The 25,782-nt window shown below is 37.5% G+C and carries 22 protein-coding genes and 1 pseudogene; 9 read left to right on the top strand and 14 right to left on the bottom strand.

What is annotated here, in order from left to right; genetic code table 11:
* Positions 1 to 190 precede the first annotated feature (190 nt).
* Positions 191 to 1,588: pseudogene (locus D8M06_RS06595) on the bottom strand (FMN-binding glutamate synthase family protein); the annotation flags it as partial.
* A gap of 141 nt (positions 1,589 to 1,729) precedes the next feature.
* Between D8M06_RS06595 and D8M06_RS06590 the strand changes: the two are divergent.
* Positions 1,730 to 2,467: a YqjF family protein gene (locus tag D8M06_RS06590; protein ID WP_121203791.1), complete on the top strand. Its 738-nt coding sequence runs from the start codon at positions 1,730 to 1,732 to the stop codon at positions 2,465 to 2,467.
* A gap of 4 nt (positions 2,468 to 2,471) precedes the next feature.
* On the opposite strand, the gene D8M06_RS19960 is transcribed toward D8M06_RS06590, so the two are convergent.
* Genes D8M06_RS19960 through D8M06_RS06575 form a run of 4 tightly spaced genes read right to left on the bottom strand, consistent with a single transcriptional unit; the run spans position 2,472 to position 6,502 of the window.
* Entirely contained in the window at positions 2,472 to 2,639 is a 168-nt protein-coding gene (locus D8M06_RS19960; protein ID WP_170150260.1) for a hypothetical protein, read from the bottom strand.
* 1 nt (position 2,640) lies between these two features.
* The gene (locus D8M06_RS06585; protein ID WP_158591746.1) at positions 2,641 to 3,822 is read right to left on the bottom strand and encodes a Ger(x)C family spore germination protein; all 1,182 of its coding nucleotides are present in this window, start codon (positions 3,820 to 3,822) and stop codon (positions 2,641 to 2,643) included.
* Positions 3,809 to 4,921: a GerAB/ArcD/ProY family transporter gene (locus D8M06_RS06580; RefSeq protein WP_121203617.1), complete on the bottom strand. Its 1,113-nt coding sequence runs from the start codon at positions 4,919 to 4,921 to the stop codon at positions 3,809 to 3,811. Before D8M06_RS06580 ends, D8M06_RS06585 begins: the two co-directional genes overlap by 14 nt.
* 27 nt (positions 4,922 to 4,948) lie before the next feature.
* A complete protein-coding gene (locus tag D8M06_RS06575; RefSeq protein WP_121203616.1) occupies positions 4,949 to 6,502 on the bottom strand; it encodes a spore germination protein in 1,554 nt (517 codons plus the stop codon).
* A 214-nt stretch (positions 6,503 to 6,716) separates the two neighbouring features.
* On the opposite strand from D8M06_RS06575, the gene D8M06_RS06570 reads away from it, so the two are divergent.
* The 3 genes from D8M06_RS06570 to D8M06_RS06560 are packed head-to-tail and all read left to right on the top strand — an operon-like array spanning position 6,717 to position 9,247.
* On the top strand, positions 6,717 to 7,730 hold the full coding sequence (locus D8M06_RS06570) for a DUF3231 family protein (protein ID WP_158591745.1): 1,014 nt from the start codon (positions 6,717 to 6,719) through the stop codon (positions 7,728 to 7,730).
* Between the two features lie 2 nt (positions 7,731 to 7,732).
* Positions 7,733 to 8,737, top strand: a complete 1,005-nt coding sequence (locus D8M06_RS06565; RefSeq protein WP_158591744.1) for a DUF3231 family protein — start codon at positions 7,733 to 7,735, stop codon at positions 8,735 to 8,737.
* Positions 8,738 to 8,746: 9 nt separating this feature from the next.
* Positions 8,747 to 9,247 carry a hypothetical protein gene (locus D8M06_RS06560; RefSeq protein WP_121203613.1) on the top strand — a complete coding sequence of 167 codons (501 nt, stop codon included), beginning with the start codon at positions 8,747 to 8,749 and terminating at the stop codon, positions 9,245 to 9,247.
* Between the two features lie 193 nt (positions 9,248 to 9,440).
* Here D8M06_RS06560 and D8M06_RS06555 read toward each other — a convergent pair whose 3' ends face one another.
* The 4 genes from D8M06_RS06555 to D8M06_RS06545 form a co-directional block, all read right to left on the bottom strand.
* The gene (locus D8M06_RS06555) at positions 9,441 to 9,866 is read right to left on the bottom strand and encodes a cell wall hydrolase (protein ID WP_121203612.1); all 426 of its coding nucleotides are present in this window, start codon (positions 9,864 to 9,866) and stop codon (positions 9,441 to 9,443) included.
* Positions 9,867 to 10,085: 219 nt separating this feature from the next.
* On the bottom strand, positions 10,086 to 11,219 hold the full coding sequence (locus D8M06_RS06550; RefSeq protein ID WP_121203611.1) for an NADH-dependent flavin oxidoreductase: 1,134 nt from the start codon (positions 11,217 to 11,219) through the stop codon (positions 10,086 to 10,088).
* A 223-nt stretch (positions 11,220 to 11,442) separates the two neighbouring features.
* The gene (locus D8M06_RS19810; RefSeq protein WP_158591743.1) at positions 11,443 to 11,619 is read right to left on the bottom strand and encodes a hypothetical protein; all 177 of its coding nucleotides are present in this window, start codon (positions 11,617 to 11,619) and stop codon (positions 11,443 to 11,445) included.
* Between the two features lie 528 nt (positions 11,620 to 12,147).
* The gene (locus D8M06_RS06545; RefSeq protein ID WP_121203610.1) at positions 12,148 to 14,268 is read right to left on the bottom strand and encodes a glycoside hydrolase family 3 protein; all 2,121 of its coding nucleotides are present in this window, start codon (positions 14,266 to 14,268) and stop codon (positions 12,148 to 12,150) included.
* 193 nt (positions 14,269 to 14,461) lie between these two features.
* On the opposite strand from D8M06_RS06545, the gene D8M06_RS06540 reads away from it, so the two are divergent.
* The 3 genes from D8M06_RS06540 to D8M06_RS06530 all read left to right on the top strand — a co-directional run bounded on the left by D8M06_RS06540 (position 14,462) and on the right by D8M06_RS06530 (position 17,249).
* A complete protein-coding gene (locus D8M06_RS06540) occupies positions 14,462 to 15,364 on the top strand; it encodes an AraC family transcriptional regulator (RefSeq protein WP_121203609.1) in 903 nt (300 codons plus the stop codon).
* A 102-nt stretch (positions 15,365 to 15,466) separates the two neighbouring features.
* Positions 15,467 to 15,985, top strand: a complete 519-nt coding sequence (locus D8M06_RS06535; RefSeq protein WP_121203608.1) for a MarR family winged helix-turn-helix transcriptional regulator — start codon at positions 15,467 to 15,469, stop codon at positions 15,983 to 15,985.
* Between the two features lie 262 nt (positions 15,986 to 16,247).
* Positions 16,248 to 17,249 carry a DUF3231 family protein gene (locus tag D8M06_RS06530; protein WP_121203607.1) on the top strand — a complete coding sequence of 334 codons (1,002 nt, stop codon included), beginning with the start codon at positions 16,248 to 16,250 and terminating at the stop codon, positions 17,247 to 17,249.
* Positions 17,250 to 17,378: 129 nt separating this feature from the next.
* Here D8M06_RS06530 and D8M06_RS06525 read toward each other — a convergent pair whose 3' ends face one another.
* From D8M06_RS06525 to D8M06_RS06505, 5 genes are all read right to left on the bottom strand, one after another.
* Entirely contained in the window at positions 17,379 to 18,476 is a 1,098-nt protein-coding gene (locus D8M06_RS06525; RefSeq protein WP_121203606.1) for an ABC transporter permease, read from the bottom strand.
* Positions 18,476 to 19,735, bottom strand: coding sequence for an ABC transporter permease (locus tag D8M06_RS06520; protein WP_121203605.1), 1,260 nt, complete (start codon positions 19,733 to 19,735; stop codon positions 18,476 to 18,478). Before D8M06_RS06520 ends, D8M06_RS06525 begins: the two co-directional genes overlap by 1 nt.
* 17 nt (positions 19,736 to 19,752) lie before the next feature.
* Positions 19,753 to 20,685 carry an ABC transporter ATP-binding protein gene (locus D8M06_RS06515; RefSeq protein WP_121203604.1) on the bottom strand — a complete coding sequence of 311 codons (933 nt, stop codon included), beginning with the start codon at positions 20,683 to 20,685 and terminating at the stop codon, positions 19,753 to 19,755.
* A 166-nt stretch (positions 20,686 to 20,851) separates the two neighbouring features.
* Complete coding sequence (locus tag D8M06_RS06510; protein ID WP_121203603.1) at positions 20,852 to 21,484, bottom strand: response regulator transcription factor; 633 nt, start codon at positions 21,482 to 21,484, stop codon at positions 20,852 to 20,854.
* A 2-nt stretch (positions 21,485 to 21,486) separates the two neighbouring features.
* On the bottom strand, positions 21,487 to 22,623 hold the full coding sequence (locus D8M06_RS06505; protein ID WP_241558891.1) for a sensor histidine kinase: 1,137 nt from the start codon (positions 22,621 to 22,623) through the stop codon (positions 21,487 to 21,489).
* A 325-nt stretch (positions 22,624 to 22,948) separates the two neighbouring features.
* Between D8M06_RS06505 and D8M06_RS06500 the strand changes: the two genes are divergently transcribed.
* Both D8M06_RS06500 and D8M06_RS06495 read left to right on the top strand, forming a co-directional pair.
* A complete protein-coding gene (locus D8M06_RS06500; RefSeq protein WP_121203602.1) occupies positions 22,949 to 24,388 on the top strand; it encodes an MFS transporter in 1,440 nt (479 codons plus the stop codon).
* Between the two features lie 49 nt (positions 24,389 to 24,437).
* On the top strand, positions 24,438 to 25,631 hold the full coding sequence (locus D8M06_RS06495; RefSeq protein WP_121203601.1) for an amidohydrolase: 1,194 nt from the start codon (positions 24,438 to 24,440) through the stop codon (positions 25,629 to 25,631).
* Positions 25,632 to 25,782 lie beyond the last annotated feature (151 nt).

Genomic DNA, 25,782 nt, shown 5'->3' with positions numbered 1-25,782 from the left:
CGGAATTCGACTGACCTTCAGATACGGTTTGTTCATCCTGTTGGGTTACGTTTTGATTTCCCTGCATCGTCCTTTGCTGCGATGCTTCCTTTCCCCCTTGTTCAGAAGCCAACTGACTCTCTTGTTGTGTTCCTTCTCTCTGCTTGCCTTTCTGCTCCTCTCCTTGTTTACTTCCTTGATTTTTCTGATTCTCTTGCTCATTCGGATAGGGTTCAAACGTAAATGGAACACCTACCATCTTTGCGGTTAACTCATCATAGGATACTAGATCTTTTTTAGACACTTCCTTTAGCGAACGTTTTCCCATTGCTCTTATACCCATCTTCATTTCTTCAATACTCGCTGTTATAAAATTCGATCCTGATCGCACCCCTTCTTCTCTGTTAAATTTATTTTTAAATTTCCCTTCATTCCATACTATTTGTGTCGGCGGTTCAAAAGGAATTGCTTTAAATACTTGACTGTGACTAATTGCAAATAACATGGCAGAACCCATATAAACTGCGTCTGCTCCCAATGCCAGTACTTTTAAAAATTGTCCGGGTGTAAAAAGACCGCCCGAAACGATTAAACTAATTTCTCCTTTCTTTTTTCGCTTTTCTAAATGATTACTTGCACGGACTACTGCATGCAGAGTCGGGATGCCGAAATCATCTGATAGTACTGGAGGTGAACTATGTGTTGCTGCTTGTCCGCCATCCACAGCAATGTAATCGACCCCAAGATCAATCAAACTATCGATATCTTCCTCTAATTTCCCACCTGCACCTAGTTTTGCTCCAATTGGCACACCACCCGATATACGACGAAGCTCACTAACAAGGTCCTTTAAATCGTTCCAGGTCTGATTTTCAAAGAAATGATCATAAATAACCGCTGTTTCCCCTTCTTCTAGCCCCATCACTTTACGGGCTTTACCAGTTAGGTTCTCCGGGGATATTCTCCCACCTACACCAGAATAGGCACCTTGGCCAAATTTTATCTCAATCATATCCGCGCGTTTTAAAAGTTTTTCCTCTTTTGCCCAATCTGTTTTAGCGAACTGCAAGATATACTTCTCAGCTGTATCCACTTCCTCTTGCATAACGCCACCTTCTCCTGAATTTATGGCAGTGCCTGTTTTTTTGGAAATTTCGGCCAAGGCAAGCCGTGCTTCTTCACTAAGGGCAATACCATAGGCCATTCCACTAATCATTAACGGAATATCTAATTCCAAGGGTTTCTTAGCTTTTGGACCGATCGTTACTTTTACGTCAATGTCTTCGTCACCATCTGTAGGAAATAGGCTAATTTGAGCAGGTATAAAAGTAAGCGTATCCAGATGTGGCCAATTTATCGTGGAGCCTAATGGCCGATGAAGCACATCTCCAGATTCAGCACGCAAATTATTCTCCAGTGACTTCTGAATTCCCATATGTCTAAACCCAGGAATCATTTCGATAATATTTTCCTGATAGCTATCGGAGAAAATAATCTTTCCAGTTTTTTTAACCATTATTTTTATCATCCATCGCCAGCCTATGAGAAAGAATACGATAATAAAGCCAAACATCATGATAATTAAAGCTAAATTAATAATCGGAATCATTTGCAATACGGTCACGACCTTATCTCCATATTTATACTTATAATTCCCAGAAATAGGTAAATCATGTTTAATACTACGTTTGGTGTTACATAATAGATGGATATGACCATCTATAAAACCGGAAAGGAGAAAAAGAAAGTCATGGATATTCTAAATGTTACGGATCATCGCCCATTTCCTTTTCCTTCCAAACATTGGATGATGAAACAAAAGTGGAAAAATATATCCTTTCTCCATTGGCCTTTAAGTGAAAGCCAATTACGTCCATTTATCCCAAAGCAATTAACGATTGATACGTATCACGGCCAAGCTTGGGTAGGGATGGTCATTTTCGAAATGGAAAGTATTCATTTGCGAGGAATTCCCAAATATTCTATCACTCCAAACTTTTCCGAAGTGAATGTACGAACCTACGTTACCTATAACGGTGTGCCAGGAATCTATTTTTTATCTATTGATGTAGATAACTGGGCATCAGTTACTCTAGCCAAAAGATGGTATCACTTGCCTTACCACTCTGCTAACATATCAATTGAAAAATCACACGAATCCTATCATTATGAGTCTATCCGTCATGGGCAATCACAGATAAAAGGGGAAGGAATGATTCATCCCCTACCTGAATCTTATATAGCGGATAAAGATTCATTAGATTATTGGCTAATGGAAAGATATCGTTTATACAGCATCAATAAGAAACAATCTTTGTATAAAGCAGATATCCACCACAAGCCATGGTCCCTTCAAAAAGCAGAAACAACCATCCATCGGAATACCATACTATCCGAATTAACTATCGGATTGGATGCATTCTTTCCTGCTGTTTCTCACTTTTCTAGTGGATTAGACACACTCTTTTGGAACATTAAAAGGCTGTAGCAACTTATGATTGCTTATTAGCCTTATTATTTTCTTCCTGTTTCCAAGGTGGGTCTAGACTTTTATGCAATTTCTGGTTTACCTTATATACAACATAAGGCACAAAGAAGGAAAGAAATGTACAAAAAAAACCTAGCATGGATGGCATTCTTTCCATTATCATATTCCACATGTTATTCCTCCCCTTCCTTTTTCTTCACTCGGAAGGAATTACCCGGTTCTAATATATTGGCGTTTACTTGAACGGTTATGTCACTTTTAGAAAAGTAATTTTTACCATGATCCCAATCATCCTTGACTTCTTTCCATAGATTGTAATGGTGTGAACGCAGAAAAATATCAAATTGAAAGGCATCGACCTGAAGTTCATCCTTCAGTTTTTTAAGCGCATCTTCCGCATCCTTCTTAACCTTATCTTCTAATGTCGTTTTAAATTTCTCTTTTACCCCTTTACTATAAAAATCCAATTCACCAAAGTACTCGGTCAAGCGAGCATCTACATCAATATCCACTTGAAATCTCAATTGATCCTTATCCTTGTTCAGAAGCTTAATTTTGCTGGTACCACCGGCTAGAATAAAGGTAGTTTGATCGCCTTCCACTTTAGTGGTCACGCTACCCTGCTGTTCTTTACCAAGAACATAGTTGAATCCTTTCGCTTCTTTTCCAAGTAAGGTGCCAACCATTTTACTTGATTTACCTTGAAAAATAGCAAGCCCTTTATAATTAACACTATTGTCCTTATAAATGGAAAGGAGCGGGACAACAAAACTGCGATTATTTAACATCGATTCTTGTATATCCCCAATTCGTACAGGACTTGTCGTAATGGGAACTTGTCTATTTTCTGTTAGTTCACTAATATACTGTGCAGGGATTTTTGCATGTTCTGTTTCTATGGATAAGAGGTCTTTTGCTTTCTCTTCCGCGATGGCTAGTAAAATTCCCCGACGCATTTGTTGCTGACGAATAAATACATCTATCACATCATTAAATAACCCATCTTGCCTAGCGAGGTCTTGAGATATAATAACCAACTCCACATGGTCAATAGTAATATCTCGATTTGCCTGTCTAGATATAGCTGAATTGATCTCGTATAGACTTTCTCCTGTCTGGCTCAAATTCCGATAGGCTTTCCCTCCCCCTGCTTCTGTAGTCGACCCTAACCCAGAAGGGACAACCAGTTGTTCCATCAATTCAAAGGTAGTGTTTTCCCCTTGCTCCTCGGCTAAATCTATGGAAACACCCGAGATAAAAGCTCTATCCTCTAGTTCTACATCATCCCAGCACCCAGTTAGTAAAAATAAGAGCAAAACAAATACAAGATGAAGGAAAACCTTATTTCTTCCCACTTTTTTTCGCTCCTTTAACTTTGTACATAATCCACAATAAGATAAGAACTGTGATAGACAATCCCCAGCCATAATAACTAACAAAATCGCCAAAGGTATCTGTTTCCAAATAGTTATTTGGAAATAAGGCTATCAAATAAATAAATGGGGTTAAAGTAAATACAAGCTTTATCTTTTTTACTTTCGGAAAAATTGAATTTAAGGCAAATATCGTTGCATCAAAAGCCATCACGGTTGTAGTAAAAATTGCCATAATCCATATAACAAAAAAGATGGATTCCAGTCTTTCGAAAAATCCACCAGGTATTTCAACCGTTTTTGCTAACTCTACAAATGGAAAGCGTATTACCTCTGTTGCCGATTGCCCAAAAACAGCGATACAGGTGAGATAGATGAGCATATATATCACTACAGCCCCAGACATACCGAACGCAGCCATTCTTGGTGCTTTTTTTGGATTTCTAACCAAAGATATGTAGAAAAATAGGACTCCAATTCCAGTATACGATAATGCACTCTGTAATGTGCCTTGCATATAGCCGTCCACATCTGTTTTAAGAACCGGCAAAATATTCTTTACTTCCATATAACCAATGGAAAAAAGTACCAAGATCACGGTAGTTACAAAAATGATTGGCATAAACAAAACATTCAGTCGAAAAATACCTGCCCTTGACCCTGAGACCGCATAGACAACTACTAGTAAAAACGTTAGCGATATGATTTGCATAGGTGTTTCCTGGAACAAATACTGATGCGATATATCTGTTATTGCCCTTACTTCAAATGCAGTTAGTGTTATTCCTTGAATGGAGAATAACACGACAAGTATAACTGCGATTGGCTTGGAAACGAGAAAGGAAGCATAGGTGAAGAAGGATTGATTTGGAAAATTAGCCGCAATTTTTGCCACTGCCCACGTAAAAATAACAGCAACCAGACCTGATAACAGAATCGCAACCCATCCATCAGAAGAAAAGGTTACCTCTGAAAGAAGCCTTGGAAAAGCCAGAATCCCCACAGCTATAACCATCGAAGGAACAGCAATCATGATATCTCGAGTTTTTATTTTGTCGTCCGCATACTTAAACGTGCTCATGAATTACTCCTTCCTTCATATCCAGTATTATTGACCTTTTTCTGGTTCTACATCTTTTGATTGATCATCCAATGGTTTCAAATGGGTTGGTCGTTTGGTTAATTTCGTTATCGGTGACCGTATGACTAAGTCCCTGAAATCTTTTAAAAAAGTTGGCGCAAATGGTGCGGAATATGGAACACCAATACTTTTTAGATTGACAATATGAATGTTAATCATAATGTAAATCAGGATAATCCCATATAACCCTAAAATTGCTGCTGCCAACATAAAGGCAAATCTCAATGTTCGAAAAGACACAGCGACACTGTAAGAAGGAACACTAAAAGATGATATGGCGGTTAGGGCAGTTACAATAACCATGATTGGACTTACAATCCCTGCACTTACCGCTGCCTCACCTATTACTAATCCCCCTACAATACCAATAGTTTGTCCAATAACTTTAGGTAAACGCACCCCTGCTTCATGTAGAATTTCAAATGTAATTGCCATTAAAAAGGCCTCAATCGCAGCCGGAAAGGGTACGCCTTCTCTTGTAGCAGCTATGGAATAAGTTAGTGTTGCTGGAATCATCCCTGGATGATAGGAAACGAGTGCAATATATAGAGACGGTAAGAATAAGGCAAAGAATGCGGCAAGGTACCGCAACATTCGAAGCAAAGTAGCACTTATCCACCGTTGTGTATAATCTTCCATCGAATGCAGCGCCTCTCCAATGGTAACCGGAGCTATTAGCACAAACGGTGTCCCATCAACTAATATGGCTACTCTACCTTGCATTAAATCGGAGGATACTTTGTCAGGACGCTCCGTATCTAGCAATTGTGGAAATGGAGACAGAAAACTATCTTGAATCCATTGTTCGACATAGGAGGAATCAGATACAAAATCAATATCAATCGTTTCTAGTCTTCGATTGACTTCCTCTACAATATCCGGATTGGTAATTCCTTCTACATAACACAAGACAAGCTTTTGCTTGGAGCGTTTTCCTACTTGATGTTGCTTAAATCGCAAGTTGGGATCTTTAATATCGCGCCGAATTAATGCCATATTGGTTTCTATACTTTCTACAAAACCATCTCTAGGGCCACGAATTAGTGTTTCCGATTCAGGCTGTTGAATCGAACGGGTTTCTCCACCGCCAGTACTCATTAACAAAATAGTCTCATTTCCATCGAGAAAAAATGCGGTATTTCCGTTTAAAATAGCGAAGGAAATATCATCCATATTATTGGATTTTTGAATATCCGTAATGGCAATGACTTCTTTATGAATATGATCGATGACATTTGTATCAAATTTCTTCAAATTAAGCTGAATGGATTTTAAGATGTTGTCATTAATCAGGTTTTCATCTGTTAGTCCACTTATATAGATAATTGCAGCTCTCTTATCCATTCCACCAATCATCAACTCACGCATGACTAAATCCCCAGGATCTCCTAACATTTGCTTTATATTTTTTAAATTATCATCTAAGTCCTTAGTGATTTTAGTGGAATAACTTTCTGTTTGTGAGGATTGCTTCATTTGTTGTTTTCGTTTCAGCCGACTAAATAGTGAAGGTCTCGCCATGGATATCCCCCAAGTTATGTAAATTAGATTCTCCCCTTTACTTTCCCAATTCTATCCAACTTTATGCATCAAATATTCTATACGATATTATTCCTTTAAGGAGGTATGTTATATACGAGGATTACAAACAATAAAGATAACTTATACAAACTGGTATAACAATCTCATTAGTTGACAAACTATGGAGGAACTATGTATCTGGAGGAATGAACGTATGGGAAGAAAGAAAGCATTAACTTCATCTGAGCTTGCTGAACTATGGGGCAAATACATGAATGATAGCCTGAACATTTCCGTTCTGACTTATTTCAACCACAAAGTAGAGGATGCTGAAATAAAAGAAATCATAAAAGGAGCATTAGAGATAACCAAGAGACATCAGGAGTACACAAAATCAGTTTTCAGGGATGAGAACCGCCCCCTTCCATATGGTTTTACAGAAGATGATGTTAACGTAAACGGCGCAAAACTATTCACGGATAATTATATGCTGCAAAACTGTATACAGTTGGGGATGCTTGGAATGAATGCTGCTGCTATGGCTTTATCTATGGCCACTCGACAAGATATCTATGATTATTTTTCACGTGCTTTTCAAGACTATAATAGCTTTCACAAACAAGCATCTTCCATTGCTAAATGGAAGGGAGTATTATCAGACCCCCCTACTATTCCTGCACCAAAAGAAATCGATTTTGTAGAAAAACAAAACTTTTTAACAGGTTGGTTCGGGGAGCGCAGACCTTTATTATCATCGGAAATTTCTTACCTATATTCGAATATCCAAAGAAATGTGTTAGGTGCGGCCACTTTAACAGGGTTTAGCCAAGTAGCTGAATCAAAAGAGGTTCGGAATTTTTTATTGCGCGGAATTGATATTGCCAAAAAACATGTCAATGTATTTACGGAAGTATTGGAAGGCAATGATGTACCAGTTCCAGCAGGAGCAGACACCATGGTAACTGATTCTACCGGGCCAAGTCCTTTCTCCGACAAACTAATGATGTTTCATGCTAGTGGAATGATAGCTCTAGGGATTGGTTTTTATGGGTTAAGTATTTCTACCAACACGAGAAGAGATATTGCGGCGAATTACACGAGGTTAACAGGTGAAATCATGCTATATTCAGAAGATGGTGCCAATATCTTAATCAAAAATGAATGGATGGAGGAACCACCAAGAATGGTGGACAGAGAAGAATTAGCAAAAACAAAGGGAGGAAAATGATTTTGGGAAATTATGATCACATTGAATTAACAGCTGCAGAAATTTCTACACTTTGGACGCAATATCAAAGCAAGAGTTTGGCTATTTGTGTACTGAAACATTCCATCAATCATGTAGATGATAATGATATTAAGTTAATACTTGAAGATACATTGACCGTAATGAATACTCATATGAAGAAAGTAACAGAGCTTTTTAACAAAGAAAATTATCCAATTCCACATGGATTTACAGACGAAGACGTAGATGTTCATAAACCTCGACTTTTTTCTGATAAATTATATCTTCTGTATTTATTAAATGCGAGCTATATTAGTTTGGATCTCTATAGCAAGGCATTAACAGCTGCAGCTCGTGAGGATATTATTGATTATTATAGTGAGAGTTTGTCGGTTCTCATGGAACATCATAAACGGATTAAAGAAACTGCCAAAGAGAAGGGAATTTTTATACGCGCCCCTCATCTTCCAAGGCCAGATAAAATTGACTTTGTAAAGAAACAGAACTTCCTAACTGGATGGTTTGGAAATCGTCGACCGTTAAATGCAATGGAAATTACCAATATTGATACAAGCGCCAGAAGAAACGCTTTAGGGCAGGCACTAATTACAGGCTTTCAACAAGTTGCAACATCGAAAGAAATAAAAGGATATTTTAAAAGAGGCCGTGAAATCTCAGGGAAACATCTCGAAGTATTTTCATCGATATTACAAGAAGATGATTTGCCAATTGGGGCCATGTCGTTAATATCAGAAGTAACAGACACAACGGAATCCCCGTTTTCTGAAAGACTGATGATGCATCTTGTTGCCAGTTTAAATGCTGCTGGGATTAGTCAGTATGGCTTCTCACTGGCTGAGAGTCCGAGGCATGATTTAGGCGCTCATTACACACGTTTAACTGCAGAATTAGCCAATTTTATCAATGACGGAGCAAATATCCTAATAGATCAAGGATGGATGGAACAACCTCCCATGGCCCCTGATCGAAAAGACCTTGTGAAATAGGGTATTAATATGGACGAAAACATCGAACGTAAAAGTAAAAAATTAGAAGCAATATTATGGAGTGCTGCCCTGCCTGGATTTGCGCAATTATTAAATAAAAGATATGTAAAAGGATTATTATTAGTTGGCTTAGAGTTTGTTGTAAATGTTTTGGGAAATTTCAATACCATCATTTTGTTGAGCTGGAACTTCAAAATTGAAGAGGCCATTTCACAAACAAATTATCAATGGCTTATGTTTTATCCTTGTTTATATTTTTTCGCCATGTGGGATGCCTATAAAGATGCCGGTGGCGGTAGAGATAAACCATTTGCATACTTACCACTTGTTTTTTCTGCCTATTTCGTAACCATAGGTGTGTTCTACTCACCTAAGTTAAGTTTATTTGGCCATTTAATCGGCCCCATGTGGTCAGGATTCCTATTTCTACCAATCGGCTTAGCAATCGGTGCCATCATCCGAACTATCTTATTAAAAATCTATACAAAACAAACAACCCACACACACTAACCGCTCCCACCTTTGGTGCCTGGCACCCCCCGGATTTTGTCAATTGTTGTCGAATCAGCGTTGGTGGAGAGCGGTTATTTACGAGTGCCTGGCACCCCTCGGGTTTTGTCGATATTTGTCGAGCTAAACAAAAAAAGCTTCTTACTTTCTTCCTTGATGAAAGATGCAAGAAGCTAAATTCGCATTTTCTTTGCTAATACGTACTATAAATTTGTTCGCATTCCTCAGCAGTTGGTTCATAAAAGCAATGAAGTTTGTAGCGGCCGACAAGTGGCTGATCATACCAAGTTGGCGGACAGTCTCCGGGTGGTCTGAAATACCATAAACTGAATTTTGAGGGCCATACCCTCTCCCCTTTGATTGCTCTTCGTGCTAATCTCTTCTCACTTTCTCTCGCCCTTTGGTAAAAATACCCATGCGTTACTGCTTCAAAGGCATGAGGCTGGTATACCATCTGTTCAATAGTACGAACATCTTCAAAATCTGAGCATGGTACTCTCACACGGTTTATGCCAACATTTCCAACCATTAGCATTCCTTGTTGCCCTTCTGCTTCTGCTTCTGCTCGAAGTAATCTTGCCAGAAGATTCACATCTGATTCAGTGTAGTGAACTACCATCCATTTCCCTCCAAACACAGATAGTTTCTATAGTATTATGTCTAAAACGGTATGGAAGTGCGTCTTTTCGTTCTATTCATCGAGCATAAGTATCAGAATCAAAAACTTATCCCCACTCACTAACCTATGCAGAGACGGCGGTGCCTGTGGCACTCCCCGGATTTTGTCGAATAAAAAACAGCCTTCCCTGTAAGAAAGGCTGTTTCTGTTTGGTACAAATTATTCGACTCCGGGAAACCATCCTGGAACAGAGGTAATGACTTTCCAAAATGCATCTGGCATGTCTAATGCTTCTTGACCATTTAAATCTAATGAAGTTTTAATATCTGTCTCGTTTCCTGCTTCTATCTTTTGTACCCATTCCGGATCAATCACAAGCTCTCTGCCTAAAGCCAACAGGTCTACTCCTGTGCTGATAGCTGATTCAGCATCATCGGCTGTATAGATAGAGCCAACACCAATCAACGGGATACGATTATTAATCTTCTCAAGCAATAATTTGATTCGTGTTTTGCTCGTATCTGCTTCTCTCCTTGCTTTTGACCAGAAATCTTGTAAGGAAACATGCAAATAATCTAATTTTTTATCAGCTAATACATCAACTAACTTCAATGTATCTCCCATGGTGATTCCTGGTGTTTCTGGTTCCTCTGGTGAGAAGCGATAACCGACAATAAACGGGTTCTTGGTATATTCCTTTACAACGTGCTGTACTTTATCAATGACAGCCAGTGGGAAAGTCATTCTTTTTTCGACATCTCCCCCAAACCTATCACTACGACGATTCGAATGTGGGGAAAAGAATTGTTGAATAAGATATCCATTCGCCCCGTGGATTTCAACGCCATCAAATCCCGCTTCAATAGCACGACGAGTAGCTTCTCCAAATGCTTCAATTATTTCATCTACTTCTTCCGTAGTTAATTCTCTTGGAACGATACCAGGTGCTGCACCTCGCACAGCAGGAATATCACTTGCTCCAACCACATCACCATTTGGTACCAAATCAGCAGGACTCATTCTTCCGGCATGGAAAATTTGCAAAATTGCTTTTGCTCCTTGGCTTTTAATTCCGTCTGCAAGTTTCGACAATCCCGGTATTTGTTCATCACTATAAACGCCTATCTCACCTGGGAAGCCTTTGCCACCCACAGTCACATTCGCAACTGCTGTGATAACTGCACTTACCCCTTTGGAGCGGCGGTTGTAATAATTGATTTCTGATTCCGTAACCGTTCCATCTTCTGAATTAGAAGAATAATTCGTCATTGGAGCCATTACGATTCTATTTTTTAGTTCGATTCCATTTGGTAAGTGCAATGGTTCGAATAATGCTTGATATTTGTTGTTCATGATAGACCTCCTCTAAAGACTCCTTATTATTTTCTCATATGAAGGATGTCTATTCATCTTGTTTGCTCAAACAAAAAATCCGTTTAATGGATGATATCCATTCTTTAATTTTCATTTTTCTTCCACATATTAAAATTATATAGTAGCTGAACCAACCAGGCTATGAAAAGTAACAGCCCTAAACAGATGTTTACTACCGTATTCCAATCGGTATAAGCGTAAATCAGAATGAGTAACAAAATATTAATAGGAAGAAAAATAATCGTTCGAATAACTTTTCTTCTATAAGATAGTAGTTAAATGTAAAACCCTTATCCACTTTATCCTTGTCTTTAAAAACGATTGATAAAATAATGACTACCAAAAACGTAACAACTACGGGAATGGCAAATCCTGACAAAGTAACTCCCCCTTTACTCAATAAATAAGCACCTGTTAGTGGCTATTGACTTGTCACATTATCAAAGGGCGCTGATTTCCCGTTCACTAGTACATCTATTACATCATGCCCTGAATGTGTTGTTAAATAATATGCATTGCTTTATTTGATCGTCTTCCAGATTAGATAGATGGAACTTTATAGTCACCGTATCCCTTGGGTTTCTAGATACGTTTCTACATCTCCGCGTGTTCGGAAAGTAATATAAGAACCAATTTTATCCTTATTTATTAATTGAATATTCAAAGATAAACCTTTTTCCAAATTCCTATCCTCGATTATCCTGTGCACGAGCAACATGTTTGTCCTTACAGTATCCATCCCTATAACTATGAAAAAGAAAACCACTTTTTCTCACGAAGATGTTTGGCTGAAGCGTTCCATAAATGGTTCAAAAAGCTACAGAATATAAGAAAAAAGCCAAACAAAAATAGGCACAAACCATAAAATGATTTGTGCCTATTCTTTGTATCGTAATCTTTGTATCAATCAATAGTAATAAGACAATCCATGCCCAAGCTTATAAACGTTCCCATCACTATCTTTATAAGCATAACTAAGTCCTTCTGGCATATATTTGTCTTTGTCGTATCCTGGTACATCGTTTCTTGATATACAATCCCCATTCTGATAAACGGCAATTACTTCCTCACTTGCAGGTAATGTTAATGGCAATACTCCTGTTGGCTGGTAGTTTCCTGCCATTACCTCCATTTGTGCATTGAAGAAAGTATCATATCCCGCAACTAAAGCATCTGCCATCGGTTCGACATTTCCAAGAATCCATGGAAGGACAAAGTTTACACTCATGATAACTTTCCCACCACGATGATGAATACTATCTGCCACTTCCTTCAGATGATCCATCCCACTTAAGGTTGTCTCTCGATACAACTCCCCATCTAAAGCTGTGTTTATTTTATCCTCGCATAATTCAAGTTCTAAAAGTCCCGGTGTTGCGTTGAAGTAAGCCCCGGATTTTGGTTGTAAGAATAAAATAGCTGTATCTGCTTCTTCATAGTTGTCTGTCATTGTAAATAATCCAAGCTCGTTGGCTTCTTTTCTTGCTTTTTCAGTGAATGAAGCAGCTTTTTCTGATTCTTTATGGAAAACCTCTACATAAACTTTCTTGCCATCAAGCTTGTCTGCTGTTAGAGGCAAGGTTTGTTCCGAGTTTTTCAACACGGTTACCGATTTTTTATGGGCTTCATAGGCTGCATCCCAATGTTCAGGTGTACTAATAACCTTTGTAGCCTGTTCTGGTTCATTGTACGTACGGTCATCAAATAGACCTAAGGTAAACATTTCTGTTAAAAGGCGTACATTAGCTTCATCTATACGTTTTTCACTAATCCATCCCTTATCGACAGCAAGTTTCAGATTTTCAATATCATTTGTATCTGCAACTATATCAGTTCCAGCATTAACGGCTTTCGCAAAACGTTCTGCTTCCGTCTTATCTTCCATGCCCCAGCTCATCTTGTTAATAATACCACTGTCACTATTCACATAGCCTTTGAACCCTAGTTCCTCGCGAAGAATCTTATTTAAGAAATAATGATTAAAGGTAAATCCTACCTCTTCAAATGGAATGTCTTCCCCCTCGAATTCCTGAACAACACTCTTCTTAACGCTTGGAATAGAATAATACGGCATGATAGAAGAAGTTCCATGCTCCACCGCTGCTCTAAATGGTGGTAAGTGGTATTTTTCCAAGCTGCCTGGAGTTGGATACAGATTCCATTTTCCTTCCTCATAGTGTGGGTCAAAACCATTTTCTCTTGCTCCCCCACCAGGGAAATGCTTCGTTGTCATAGCAATACTATGTTTTCCTAATTCTTCTCCTTGGAACTCATCTATAATACGACCAATTGCATCCGCAATAAATTCAGGATCCTCTCCAAATGTTCCATACGTGCGCTGCCATCTTGGGTCTGTTACTACATCAGCCATATACATATACCCTTTTCGGATACCAGTTGCATCCCACTCCTTACGAGCAATTCTAGCAAATTGGCTAATGAGGGACGCATCTTTGCCATTTTTTATATCACCTTTTGCTGCTGCAGCTAGACCCAGCGTTCCTGGCCATGTAGAAAAGATTCCAGACGCATCATTCATTCCAAAGACAGGTTCTGCATGTTCATTTCGTGAATTAGAAGTGATTAAAACAGGGATACCTAAACGTGTTCCCTCCGCCACTTCATTCATTGCATTGATCCATTCTGCCATCTCAGCTGGACTGTAATTGTCTCTTAAAATGAAATGTCTTAAATTCATTTTCTCAATGGTATGCGTTGTACCATAAATCTTATTTATGGCAAAAATATTTTCTCCTTTTTCCACAATTCCTTCATCTAATACACCATCATGACTTGTCTTTTCCTTATCTTCTTGAGATAAGCCCATTCGACGAGAATTGATTAGCATCATCCCGACCTTTTCATCCATAGTCATTAAGGAAACCAAGTTCTTCGCCCGTTCTTCAGGACTTAAACGCCAATCTTCATATGGATTCAGTTTCCCATCGTTATTTAAATCTTTAAATTGTAATCCATCGACTTCGATGAGCTTTTTCTTTCTAACCTGTAATTCTGGTTGTTGCTTCATATAAGGGCCTCCTAATGATTACCTATATCTAATCATTTTCAGTTATTATTATTTATCCCCAAGATAGGGCTTTCAATTTCAGTAGTAGTTACTTAACAACCTGATAATGTTATACTATCAATAAATCGTCTATAAAAAATATCATTTATTGCTTTAAACATTGTAATTATTGCTATTAGAGAGGAGAATCTCCTTGGAACAATCCGTTTTTATGCCGGCTAAACATCAAGATTTTGAGATTTTTGACTGGAGCCAAAGTAATCCTTCCCAACATACGTTGAAAAAAGAATATGAATCCCCAGAAAAACGTGCGGAAGTAGAGCAGTTGTTTCGATTGCATAGCCATGATGTAACAGAGGTTCTTGTTTTTTTGAGTGGGGACTGTACATTTTTTTGTGAGGGAAAAACTTATATCCTTAAAAGAGGAGATATTGTTGTCATTCCTCCCTATGCAGTTCATCAAGCTAAGGTGACAGACTTCGATAGCTATGAGCGTATCATGTTTACTGTTAGTACACATCTGATGGATGACTATGTGTCCATATCTCCAACAATGAAGGAAAATATAGTTTACCAGAAAACACAAGGTTCCTATGTTCGAAATCTCCACACAGATAAATTTCAGGAGGTTCTTTCTCTCTTGGAGGAAATATCATGGAAAAAAGTAAATGGAAAAGAAACAAATTCTTTTTTCTTACAATATCTTTTATTTAAGGTACTTGAATCCATCTTTCAACCAGAAAGTAGCACACCTAAAACGAATGAATTAGATGAAAGGTTAGCAAGCATCCTGGATTTTATCGAATCGCATTTAACTGACCCAGATTTAAATCTTGATAAAGTGTCCAATCATTTTCATTTGAATAAATATTATTTCTCCCATTACTTTAAAAACAATATGACTCTTCCTTTTTATCGTTACGTTTCTTTAAAGCGTCTTTCGACTGCATTAACCATGATAAAACAAAATCAAATGTCCATAGAAGAAATTGCTTATACATGTGGTTTTCCTGATTATTCTAGCTTTTATAGACTCTTTAAAAAAGAATACAATCTCTCTCCTAAAAATTTCCAAAAGAATTATAAAAAAACTTAGTTCGGCTGGACTAAGTTTTTTATTGCAATATAGAAGCGTTTAAACAAAGATCAAATGGAAATAATGTATATACTGCTATTTAGCTAGTAGAGGGAGGTATTTATGACTAATTCTAAAGAAAGATTTGCTCATAGTTATTTACTGTATGGACTTATTAGAGGTCTTAATTTTGTCATTGAAAATGATATCCGAAAAGATTTAAAGAAAATCAAGATGAACTTCTCTAGTTTTCGCATTTTATGGATTCTTTATTTCTATTCAAACATAAACATATCTGAACTGACCTATTTAACGCAAACTAATATTTCCAATGTAACTCGACAACTTACCAAATTAAAAGAAGAGGGTATGGTATTGATTAAAATTGGTCACGATGCTCGGGCGAAGGAGCTCTCACTAACAGAGGATGGGCAAAGAGTAGTATATGATTTCATCAAAAGAAATGAGGAAGACTCAGAAATCCAACTAACCCATTTAGTAGAGAAGATATCTGAAAATGACTTTGCTACGTTTGTTGGTGGATTGTCCGTATTAAGTAATGAGCTATTAGGAAAGAACTTCAATGAATTTGTTAAAAAATCATCCGCTGAACTGTTAAATAAATCTGCTTCAACTCAATAAAATAATCCAATGCTATAGTTTTAAGGGCTTTCTTACAAGCTCTTTTTTAGGTAGGACGAAGACAAAATACAATCCCAATCTTATGATCAACTTTTTTACATTTATATTTGCATTCGCAAATAATTCCACTCTGTTTGTACATAATAAAAACTAGTTAATTTGATTTGTTTATGACTAGCCAAAAATATATTCATTCATAAAATCTAAAAGAATAAGAAAGACTACTATAATCCCAAGATTATATATAGGAGGAATCTGTTACATGCCAGAAAAACCGGGAATTACTTCGTCAGAACTTGGTACATTATGGCTTACTTATCAACAAAAAACAATGGTGTTAAGGATGTTAGAATATTTCATAGAGAAAGCAGATGACGAAAAAGCCAAAAACATCATGGTTAACATGTACGATGAAGTTGACCCATATGTGGAGGAAATTTCTGTTATTTTCCAAAATGAAGGAGTTGCAATCCCTGTTGGATTTACTTCCGAGGATGTGAATAAAGGGGTACCTAAGCTATATGATAATGGCTTCGATATCATGTTTTTCCGTTTAATAAAGGAAATCAGCATGGCCATGCACACCTTAAATATAACGATGGCATCCCGAGAAGACATTATCTTGCTTTATAAAGACCTAACTTCTATTACGCAAAAATATTACAATGCTTGTACACAATATCTTATTGAAAAAGGAATGCATGCACGCCCTCCTTATGTTTCCATGCCAAAAAAGGTCGAATTTATAACAGATACTTCCTATTTAAGAGGAGGACTTAATCCGCTAAGTAAAAAGCGTACAATAAATACCGTGGAAGTTGCCAATATGTTTCATGCGATTGAAACGAACATTACTGGCTTCCAAATGATTACTGGATTTGCTCAATGTGCCAATACACAGGAAGTGAAAAAATATTTTACGAAAGGAGCAGAAATTTCCAAAAGCATCATCAAAGAACTTAACGAAGTTTTCCTCGAAGACGGTATTCAAACACCAGTTGTATCTGGTGGAAATACCACACGTTCAACCGTGCCTCCGTTCTCAGATAAATTAATGATGTATTGTACAAGCCTCTTCTCTAGTTTCGCAATGGGAGGAAACTCTATAGGAACCGCTTTTAGTTTACGAAATGATTTAACAACAAAAACTTCTTTATTCATGAAAGATATATTTGAATACGCCCATGAGGGAGCAAAAATTATGATTCGGAACGGATGGATGGAGGAACAACCTCCAATGGAAGATCGGGAAAAACTGATTTAAACAACCAACTAGCAAATATAGGAGGCCATAGAGACTAATTTGTTTCTAAGGCCTCCTGTGTGTTTCTATTGAAGGATGTTTCAAATTAACATACTAAGAGAACGCCTTACCATAATTCAAAAGGATGATTTACTTCCTCCGTTCAACCATATTAATTCCGATTCCCATAGAAAATACTCCAATTAGTAACATCAGTGCAATCGGTAGTGCGATGTCATTCCAACCTGCATCAAATAGAGCAACATCCGTCATCGCTTCCACCCCATGGGACAATGGAAACATATCGCCAATAAATTGAAGAACCGGATTACTAATCGTTCCAGGTAGCATATAGACACCACTAATAACTGGAATCATTGGAATTAGAGAAGGATAAACCATATTAAACTGTTCTGGGGTTTTGACAATCCCAGTAATTAACATAGCAACGCTTACCATACTTAGAGTGAAAACAGCAGTTATGACAAGTATCATCGAGAGATTGCCTAAATCATAGCCCATAACATAATGAAAAATAAGAAAAACAATCAACATTTGAAGAAAACCAACACAAAAACTATAAAGCAAGTGGCCGATGTACATATTGGTTTTACTTACGGGAGAAAGAATTAATCGATTCCATATTCCACTAACTTTGTCTCCACTGATACCATTTACTTTAAATCCAATCGTAAACATCGCAATAAAAAGGGTGAAACCAAATAATAATTGCATCCCCATATCATAGTTTGGAATTTCTCCGCCATCAATTGACTCTGTTTGAACTTGAATTGGTGGATTTTCCAGATAACTATCCAGTTCACTTCTCAGTTTCTCTGTATTCCCATCTCCTGCAGCAGCCTCCAATTGAGCCTCTTCCGTAAACACTTTATGAACGTACTGTTCGACAATCTGTATATTTGGCATATCACTGGAAGTAATCAATCGATAATCATTTTCCATCAAATGGATTGCAACATCGATTGCACCTTCTGCGACTTGTTCGTGCGCTTCCTCTTTGTCCGATATTATAAAATCAATCGTCTCATGGCCATTTAATCCTTCTAACCATTTTTCTTCTACTGCTTCTGCATTTGGTTCCGTACTATAAACCATAGCAGTAGTTTGCTCTATTCTATCTATATCGCCGAATATGAGCGTTGCAATAATGCTTAATCCGATAAATAAAAGTATGATATACGGTTTTCGCTTATCTTTCATCCATTGCGCCATAAAAACTGGGTACATTAAACTCTCCCCCTTCTAGGAAAAATGGTAACGGCAATAACAAGACAAGCCATAAAAAATACAATCAGAATAATAATAGGTACGATTAAATCTTGAACACTCGTTAATTGGATCCATTTAATCAGTACAGTTTGAGTTAACCCATTAGGAATCCATTCACCAATTTTCTGGAACACCACGGGTAGTCCCTGAAGCGGGAAGAAACTCCCACCAAGAACACCAAAACTCATCACAATCATTGTAAAAATTCCACTGGCTGCGTTAGAATCATTTAGAATTAATGTAATGCTGGTGAATAATGCAGACAATCCAGAAACAGTCAAAGCAAACGCAGCAATGATGACTATTACCCCGACCCAAAATGCTAATGACTTCCCAGGAAACACATCTAAAAATAATTGAGTCACCGCAAAGGTTACCAGCATTTGTATCATACTAAGGAAAAATGTAGCTAACGTTTTACCCATTAGATACTCCAGGGGATTGCTATTTGTCAGCAGTATTCGATTAAATACACGTTCCCTTTTCTCAGTTACTGTTTTCATTGCTACAGTTTGTGCGATAAACAAAGCAAAAAGCGTACTCATGGCAATGGTAAAATATTGAGAGATGTTAAAAGTTTCTACACCCTCTACGACCTCTCTTCCTCCCTGCGGCAATACTGGCTCTTCTAAATCCGCTCCAACCGTACTACCAAGGGCAAACTGTAAATTAAGCGTATCAATAAAATCATTTACCACATTTTGAAGAGTATTCAATTCCATCGATTGCTCTGCTGCTAGAATTGATATTGGTGTAGACGAATCCTCTTCAAGTAGGAGCGAAGAGAGAACATCGTATGTGAAACCTTCAGGAATCTTAATGATAGCATCCAGATCCCCCTCCTCAACTAACTTGATTGCTTCTGCTTCACTAACCTTCTCATACGGAATCCATTCCTTTAATTTAGGGTCATTAAAAAACTCAACTATCAGCTCACTTGGCTTTATAGCAGATGCTTGATTAATCAATGCTTCTTTCTCGACTTCCAATATATCCATTTCTTGCAATCTTAATTTAAACTGCTCAAGTTCGGTAGAATGTTCATTCTCATCAACAATCCCCACATTCATGTTCACAGACTCTGCGTCATTATCAAATAGTCCAGAAAATGCTAAGTTTAAAACAACTATGATAACAATTGGAAGAAACAAAGCTAAAAGCACTTCTTTACGATCTCTCCAAAACACTAGCAGGTCTTTTTTTAAAAATGAGCCCATTTTCATTTCCTCCTCTGTTAATCTCTCAGTGATTTCCCAGTCAAGTGCAGAAATACATCTTCCAGGCTTGGAACTTCCAACTGAAAATGGGTAATTTGAATCCCTTCTTTTTCTGCTGCATGTACTAAATTGTTTAGTATGCTACTGTCTTTCTTAGAAATAATCCGAATACCATCACTTGTTTCATCTACACGTCGAACAGGTTTCATTGCCTTTATTGCTTCCAGTAAATTATCGCTTGATTTACTAAGCTGTACTTGGATTGTATCTTCACTGGATAAGATACTTAATAATTCGTCTTTACTTCCCGAAGCTACTACTTTTCCGTGATCCATGATATAAACCCGGTCACATAATTGCTCGACTTCTTCCATGTAGTGACTCGTATAAAGAATAGTAGTTCCATGATCTTCATTTAATTTACGAACAGTTTCTAATATATGGTTTCTTGACTGTGGATCAATACCGACGGTTGGTTCGTCAAGGATAAGAACTTTTGGATGATGCAACAATGCAGCAGCAATGTTCACTCTTCTTTTCATGCCGCCTGAGAAGGTTTTAACAAGCTCATTTTGCCTATCTTTCAAACCAACCATATCAAGTACTTCTTGAATGCGGTTCTCTAAGAAACCTTTTTTCACTTTATAAATCTTTCCAAAAAAATGTAAATTCTCATAGGCTGATAATTCTTCGTATAAAGCAATTTCCTGTGGAACCACACCAAGGACCTTTCTAATCTCTGATGGATCTTTTATCGTACTCTTTCCATTAAGCTTTACATCACCAGATGTCGGCTTTAGTAAAGATGAAATCATAGAAATAGTCGTAGATTTTCCAGCTCCATTGGGTCCAAGCAGTCCAACTGATTCTCCATCATCTAAATAAATATCTATTTCATCAACAGCTTTCTTTTCTTTAAATGTTTTGCTAAGATTTATCGTTTCAAGCATTTCTTTAACACTCCTCCATAATCGAAGTTCATTGTTTCTTCTTTTCTAATGTACAAAAAAAGAAACAGTGTAACCACTGTCTCCAGTCACGATATGATAGTATTCCCATTACTCGCGTCATTTTTTCTTATTGGCTTTGTTAAGTCGATTGATAGTAAAGGGATTTTCACACCAGATTATGGCGGATTGCGTAAATAGCTAGCTGTGTGCGGTCTCTTAAATCGAGTTTATTCAAGATTTGACTTGTGTTATTTTTTACCGTGCCAACTGAAATCGCAAGTCGTTCTGCAATTTCTCCATTACTTAAACCTTCACCAATACATTGTAGTATAGCCCTTTCGCGTGGAGTTAGGGAAGGATCGGGCTTATTGATTTCTTCTTGCTTCAATAGAAGTGGCATGACCTTTGCTGCTACATGATCTTCAATCGAAAGCCCTCCAGTTAAAGCACTGCGAACAGAGCGGAGCAACGATTCGGTGTCACCAGTCTTCAGAATGTACCCACTGACACCTATTTTTAAAGATTCCATCACATATTCATTATCGTCGAACGTTGTTAAAATCAATATTTTTGTATCCGGCCAACGCGTTTGTATAACTTTAGCTGCCTCAATTCCATCCATGTCAGGCATTCGAATGTCTAGAATAGCAATATCAAATGCCTGTTTTTCACAAAGGAGAATCGCTTCTTTTCCATTATCCGCTTCCCCAGTCACCTTCATTTCTTCATCCGACTCCAACATCATTTTCAATCCTTGTCTAACCATCACCTGGTCTTCTGCCAGTAAAATTCGAACCATGTTCATCCTCCATAACCGATTTTTAAAAAGCCTCGAACAATGAATTTCTCTTTTGTTTGAAAAACTTCTAAGCTCCCACCATGTTTTTCTAAACGTTCACGCATAGAAGTAAGGCCGAATCCCTCACGATAAATTGTATGATTAGTGATAGGATTACTGATTTCAAAGCGAAAAATACTTCCACCTGGTGACTCAAACATAACCTCTGCTTCCCGTTTATTACTATGTTTCATAATATTCGTCAATGCCTCTTGAACCGAACGATAAATGACAAAAGACTGCTCTCCAGTTAATGGGGCTGTAAAAGCTCCATGTTTGACAGAGAAATGAATACGCATAAAACTTTCCATTTCTAATTTACGGATTAACCGAAGTATTCCTGGTAGCCCTCCTGTATCCTTGTTTTTTAAGGATTTAACTGCTCTTCTTGTTTCATCTAAACTATCACTCGCGAGTTTCTTCAAAGACTGAACATGCTCTTTGTCCTTTTCCAATACCTTCATACGAAAGGCCTCCAACTGCATGAGCAAGGCAGTTAGCTTATGTCCGACTGAATCATGAATTTCATGGGCAATTAACATCCGCTCTTCCTGCCTCGCAATTTCTTCCTCAGAAACCCGTCTGCGTTTCAAACTACGATATTCACTAAGTAATGCCTCATATCTAGCGTCAAGATCATCGTTACGATTCTTCATTTTTTTAAATACTACCATTGCCGCAAGTGTAAAAATTAAATAGAGAATAATGTAAACCCGTACGTTCGGAGATATATCCGTAGTAAAAACAACAATAATAGTAATAGTTACCATAAATCCTCCCAACAATAAACTAAATCGTATAGATAAATGGTAGAACCCTTCAGCCATTAAAAGCGTGATGACGAGAAGAAGATATGGATTAAATTCCGTACTAACATCGTAGTGCAAAGTGAGGATTGCAATAAATGCATTAATACTTAAGAGAGATAAAAGCAATTTTGGTTTACTTATAAATAATGGAATCATGAAAAAAATCATAAAAAACAAGGCCACACCAAATATATTTCCGATCATTTCTTTCATACTTTGATTGGAATAAATCAGAGCAAACGGCCAAATAATTATATTAAATAAGATCCATAACCAATATGACGACCTCAAACAGCACCGCTCCTTTCGTTCATTCATTATTGTATAGCAATTAAAACACAATGTCATGATATATCAGGACAGAGTATTCCACTTCCCAATCGAATATCCCTTCTCATTCTCACCAATATAGTAAATACTTTTATCATAAAATTCCCCCTCTCCCAATTCTTCTATAGCACTAATTTCCATCCCTTATTCTTCCCATAGAATCAATTTATTCCAGTTACTGTCTCAACGGATAAATGAAAGAGGAATGTTCATATTAAAGGTATCTCTCATTAGCATATTTAATTAATTGTTGTTATATAAAATTCTAATTTCAGGAGGATATACCATGGCTTCAAATGAATCAACTACCTATAAAGGTACCAATAAAATGATTTTAGGAATTGTATTTGGGGTTATCACCTTTTGGCTCTTTGCCCAGGCAATGGTAAATATTGTTCCTGCCGTACAGGAAGATTTAGGGGTGAACCTTGGTACACTTAATATTGCGATAAGCTTGACATCCCTATTTTCCGGAATGTTTATTGTGGTGGCCGGAGGTTTAGCAGATAGAATTGGGAGAAAGAAACTCACCTATTTTGGGTTAATTTTAAGTATAATCGGTTCCTTATTACTCGTCCTGGCACAGGGTTCGATATTATTGGTCATCGGTCGGGTTTTACAAGGACTTTCTGCTGCAAGTATTATGCCTGCTACCATTGCATTAGTAAAAGCGTATTTTGAAGGGGAAGAACGTCAACGTGCACTTAGTTACTGGTCTATCGGTTCATGGGGTGGGTCAGGTTTAACATCTTTTGCAGGAGGTACCATAGCAACCTATATGGGATGGAAATGGATTTTTATTTTTTCCATTATCTTTGCTGTACTAGCCATGTGGTTAATTCGAGAAGTTCCAGAAAGTAAGGCTGAAACATCTGGTAAGTTCAAGTTCGATTATGGTGGCTTAGTTATTTTCATTATCACCATGCTAGCTATAAATATCGTTATTACACAAGGCGCTGAGTTTGGTTGGACAAGTCTGCTAACCATTTCATTAGCAATTGTATCTGTAGTAGGGACAGCTGTCTTTATCTGGTTTGAAAGAAAAAGGGAAATTACTCCACTGATCGATTTTAAACTATTTAAAAACAAACCTTATACAGGGGCAACCATTTCAAACTTCTTACTAAACGCTGTTGCTGGTACTCTTATTGTCGCAAACACTTATGTCCAAGTAGGACGTGGGTTTACTGCGTTCCAATCAGGAATGTTATCACTAGGCTATTTAGCGGCAGTTCTAGCAATGATTCGAGTAGGTGAAAAACTGATGCAGCGAGTCGGGGCAAGAAATCCTATGATTTGGGGTACACTGGCAACATTGGTTGGTGTTGGTTTAATGGGGTTAACCTTTTTACCGGACTTAATGTACACCATTGCAGTGTTTGTTGGATTTATTTTATTTGGATTAGGTCTTGGTATGTATGCAACACCTTCAACGGATACAGCCGTAGCTGGTGCGCCAGACAGTAAAGTAGGTGAAGCTTCGGGTATCTATAAAATGGCGAGTTCATTAGGTAATGCTTTTGGTATTGCAATTTCTGCAACCATTTATAGTACAGTGGCAGGATTTAGCACCGTTGAAGTTGCAGCTACTGCAGGGATTATTACGAATGTTATCTTTGCTTTACTTTCATTAATTTCCATTATTGTTCTTGTTCCTAGAAGTGTTGGAAAAACAAAACAGTCAAAAACTGTAACAAAACCTGTTAAGCCACAGTTAGAACGTTAAAGAGGATAAAATAAGAACCAGCAATAATTTTAAGAAAGGATAGGAAACAATGAGAGAAAAATTAATGGAAATGCTTGATTCACGGAAAGAAGAAATGATTAAAATCCGCCGACATTTACATGAAAATCCAGAGCTTTCCTTTAAAGAGGATAAAACAGCTAAATATATTGTTGATTTTTACAATGATAAAGATGTAGAAATAGAAACCAATGTTGGAAATGGGCATGGAATTATCGTTACGATACAGGGGGGCAATTCTGGAAAAACAATCGGACTTCGAGCCGATTTTGATGCACTCCCAATTACAGAAGAAACGGATGTCCCGTTTAAATCTAAAAATGAAGGAGTTATGCATGCATGTGGTCACGACGCACACACGGCATATCTCCTTGTACTTGCCGATTGTTTCATTCAATTAAAAGATGAAATAAATGGAACCATCAAAATCATTCACCAACATGCAGAGGAAGTGCCACCTGGTGGTGCCAAGAGCATGATGGAATCTGGAAAGCTAGACGATTTAGATGCCATCTTCGGTATTCACGTTTTACCACTGGCTCCAGCTGGCACGGTGGGATACCATAGTGGTTATTCCTTTAATGGACGAACTTATTTTAAATTAGTCATTAAAGGTAAAGGTGGGCACGGTTCCTCTCCAGACAAAGCAAATGATTCCATTGTTGCCGGTAGCTATTTTGTTACAGCAGTTCAAACCATTGTCAGTCGCAGAATAAACCCGATGCAAGCCGGAGTTGTAACCATTGGTTCATTTGATGGAAAAGGTACCTTCAATGTAATTAGAGATAGTATTGAAATTGAAGGAGATATTCGTTATTCCAATAAAGAGGTTCAAGAAGTTATTGAGCAAGAATTTCATCGTATAGCTAAAGGAATAGAAGAAATGTTTGGAGTAGCTTGCGAAGTAACTTATACACCGGATTATCCACCGTTGTACAATGATCCAGAATTAACGGATTTTGTTGCAGAGGTGCTAAATGATGTGAAAGACAAAGACATCAAGAAAATAGAAGAATTTCCTAAAATGGCACCATCTGATGACTTTGCCTATTTCTTAGAGAAAATACCTGGATCTTACTTTTACATTGGCTGCACACCAAAAGGCGTAGAAGATCCATATTTTAATCATCATCCGAAATTCGATATCGATGAAGATGCCATTCTTGTAGCAGCAAAAGCCGTTGGTCAGGTAACATGCAGCTATTTAGAGAAGGAAACAAAATAAGAAAATGATGCCCACATTATCTTTTCTATAGGCTCTTTTCTCAAATATTGTTGCTTTTTAACATGACTTTGCCTTACATTTTGTGCTCATTTAATAAGTATCTTTACACCATCATTCCCATAGCTTTTTTGCAAAAAGGAAAAGAATGCTT

Origin of the sequence: Oceanobacillus halophilus, assembly GCF_003628505.1 — a bacterium.
GTDB lineage: Bacteria > Bacillota > Bacilli > Bacillales > Amphibacillaceae > Oceanobacillus > Oceanobacillus halophilus.
The sequence above is the reverse complement of the archived record's forward strand: the minus strand, read 5'-3'. Positions and strand labels throughout refer to the sequence as shown.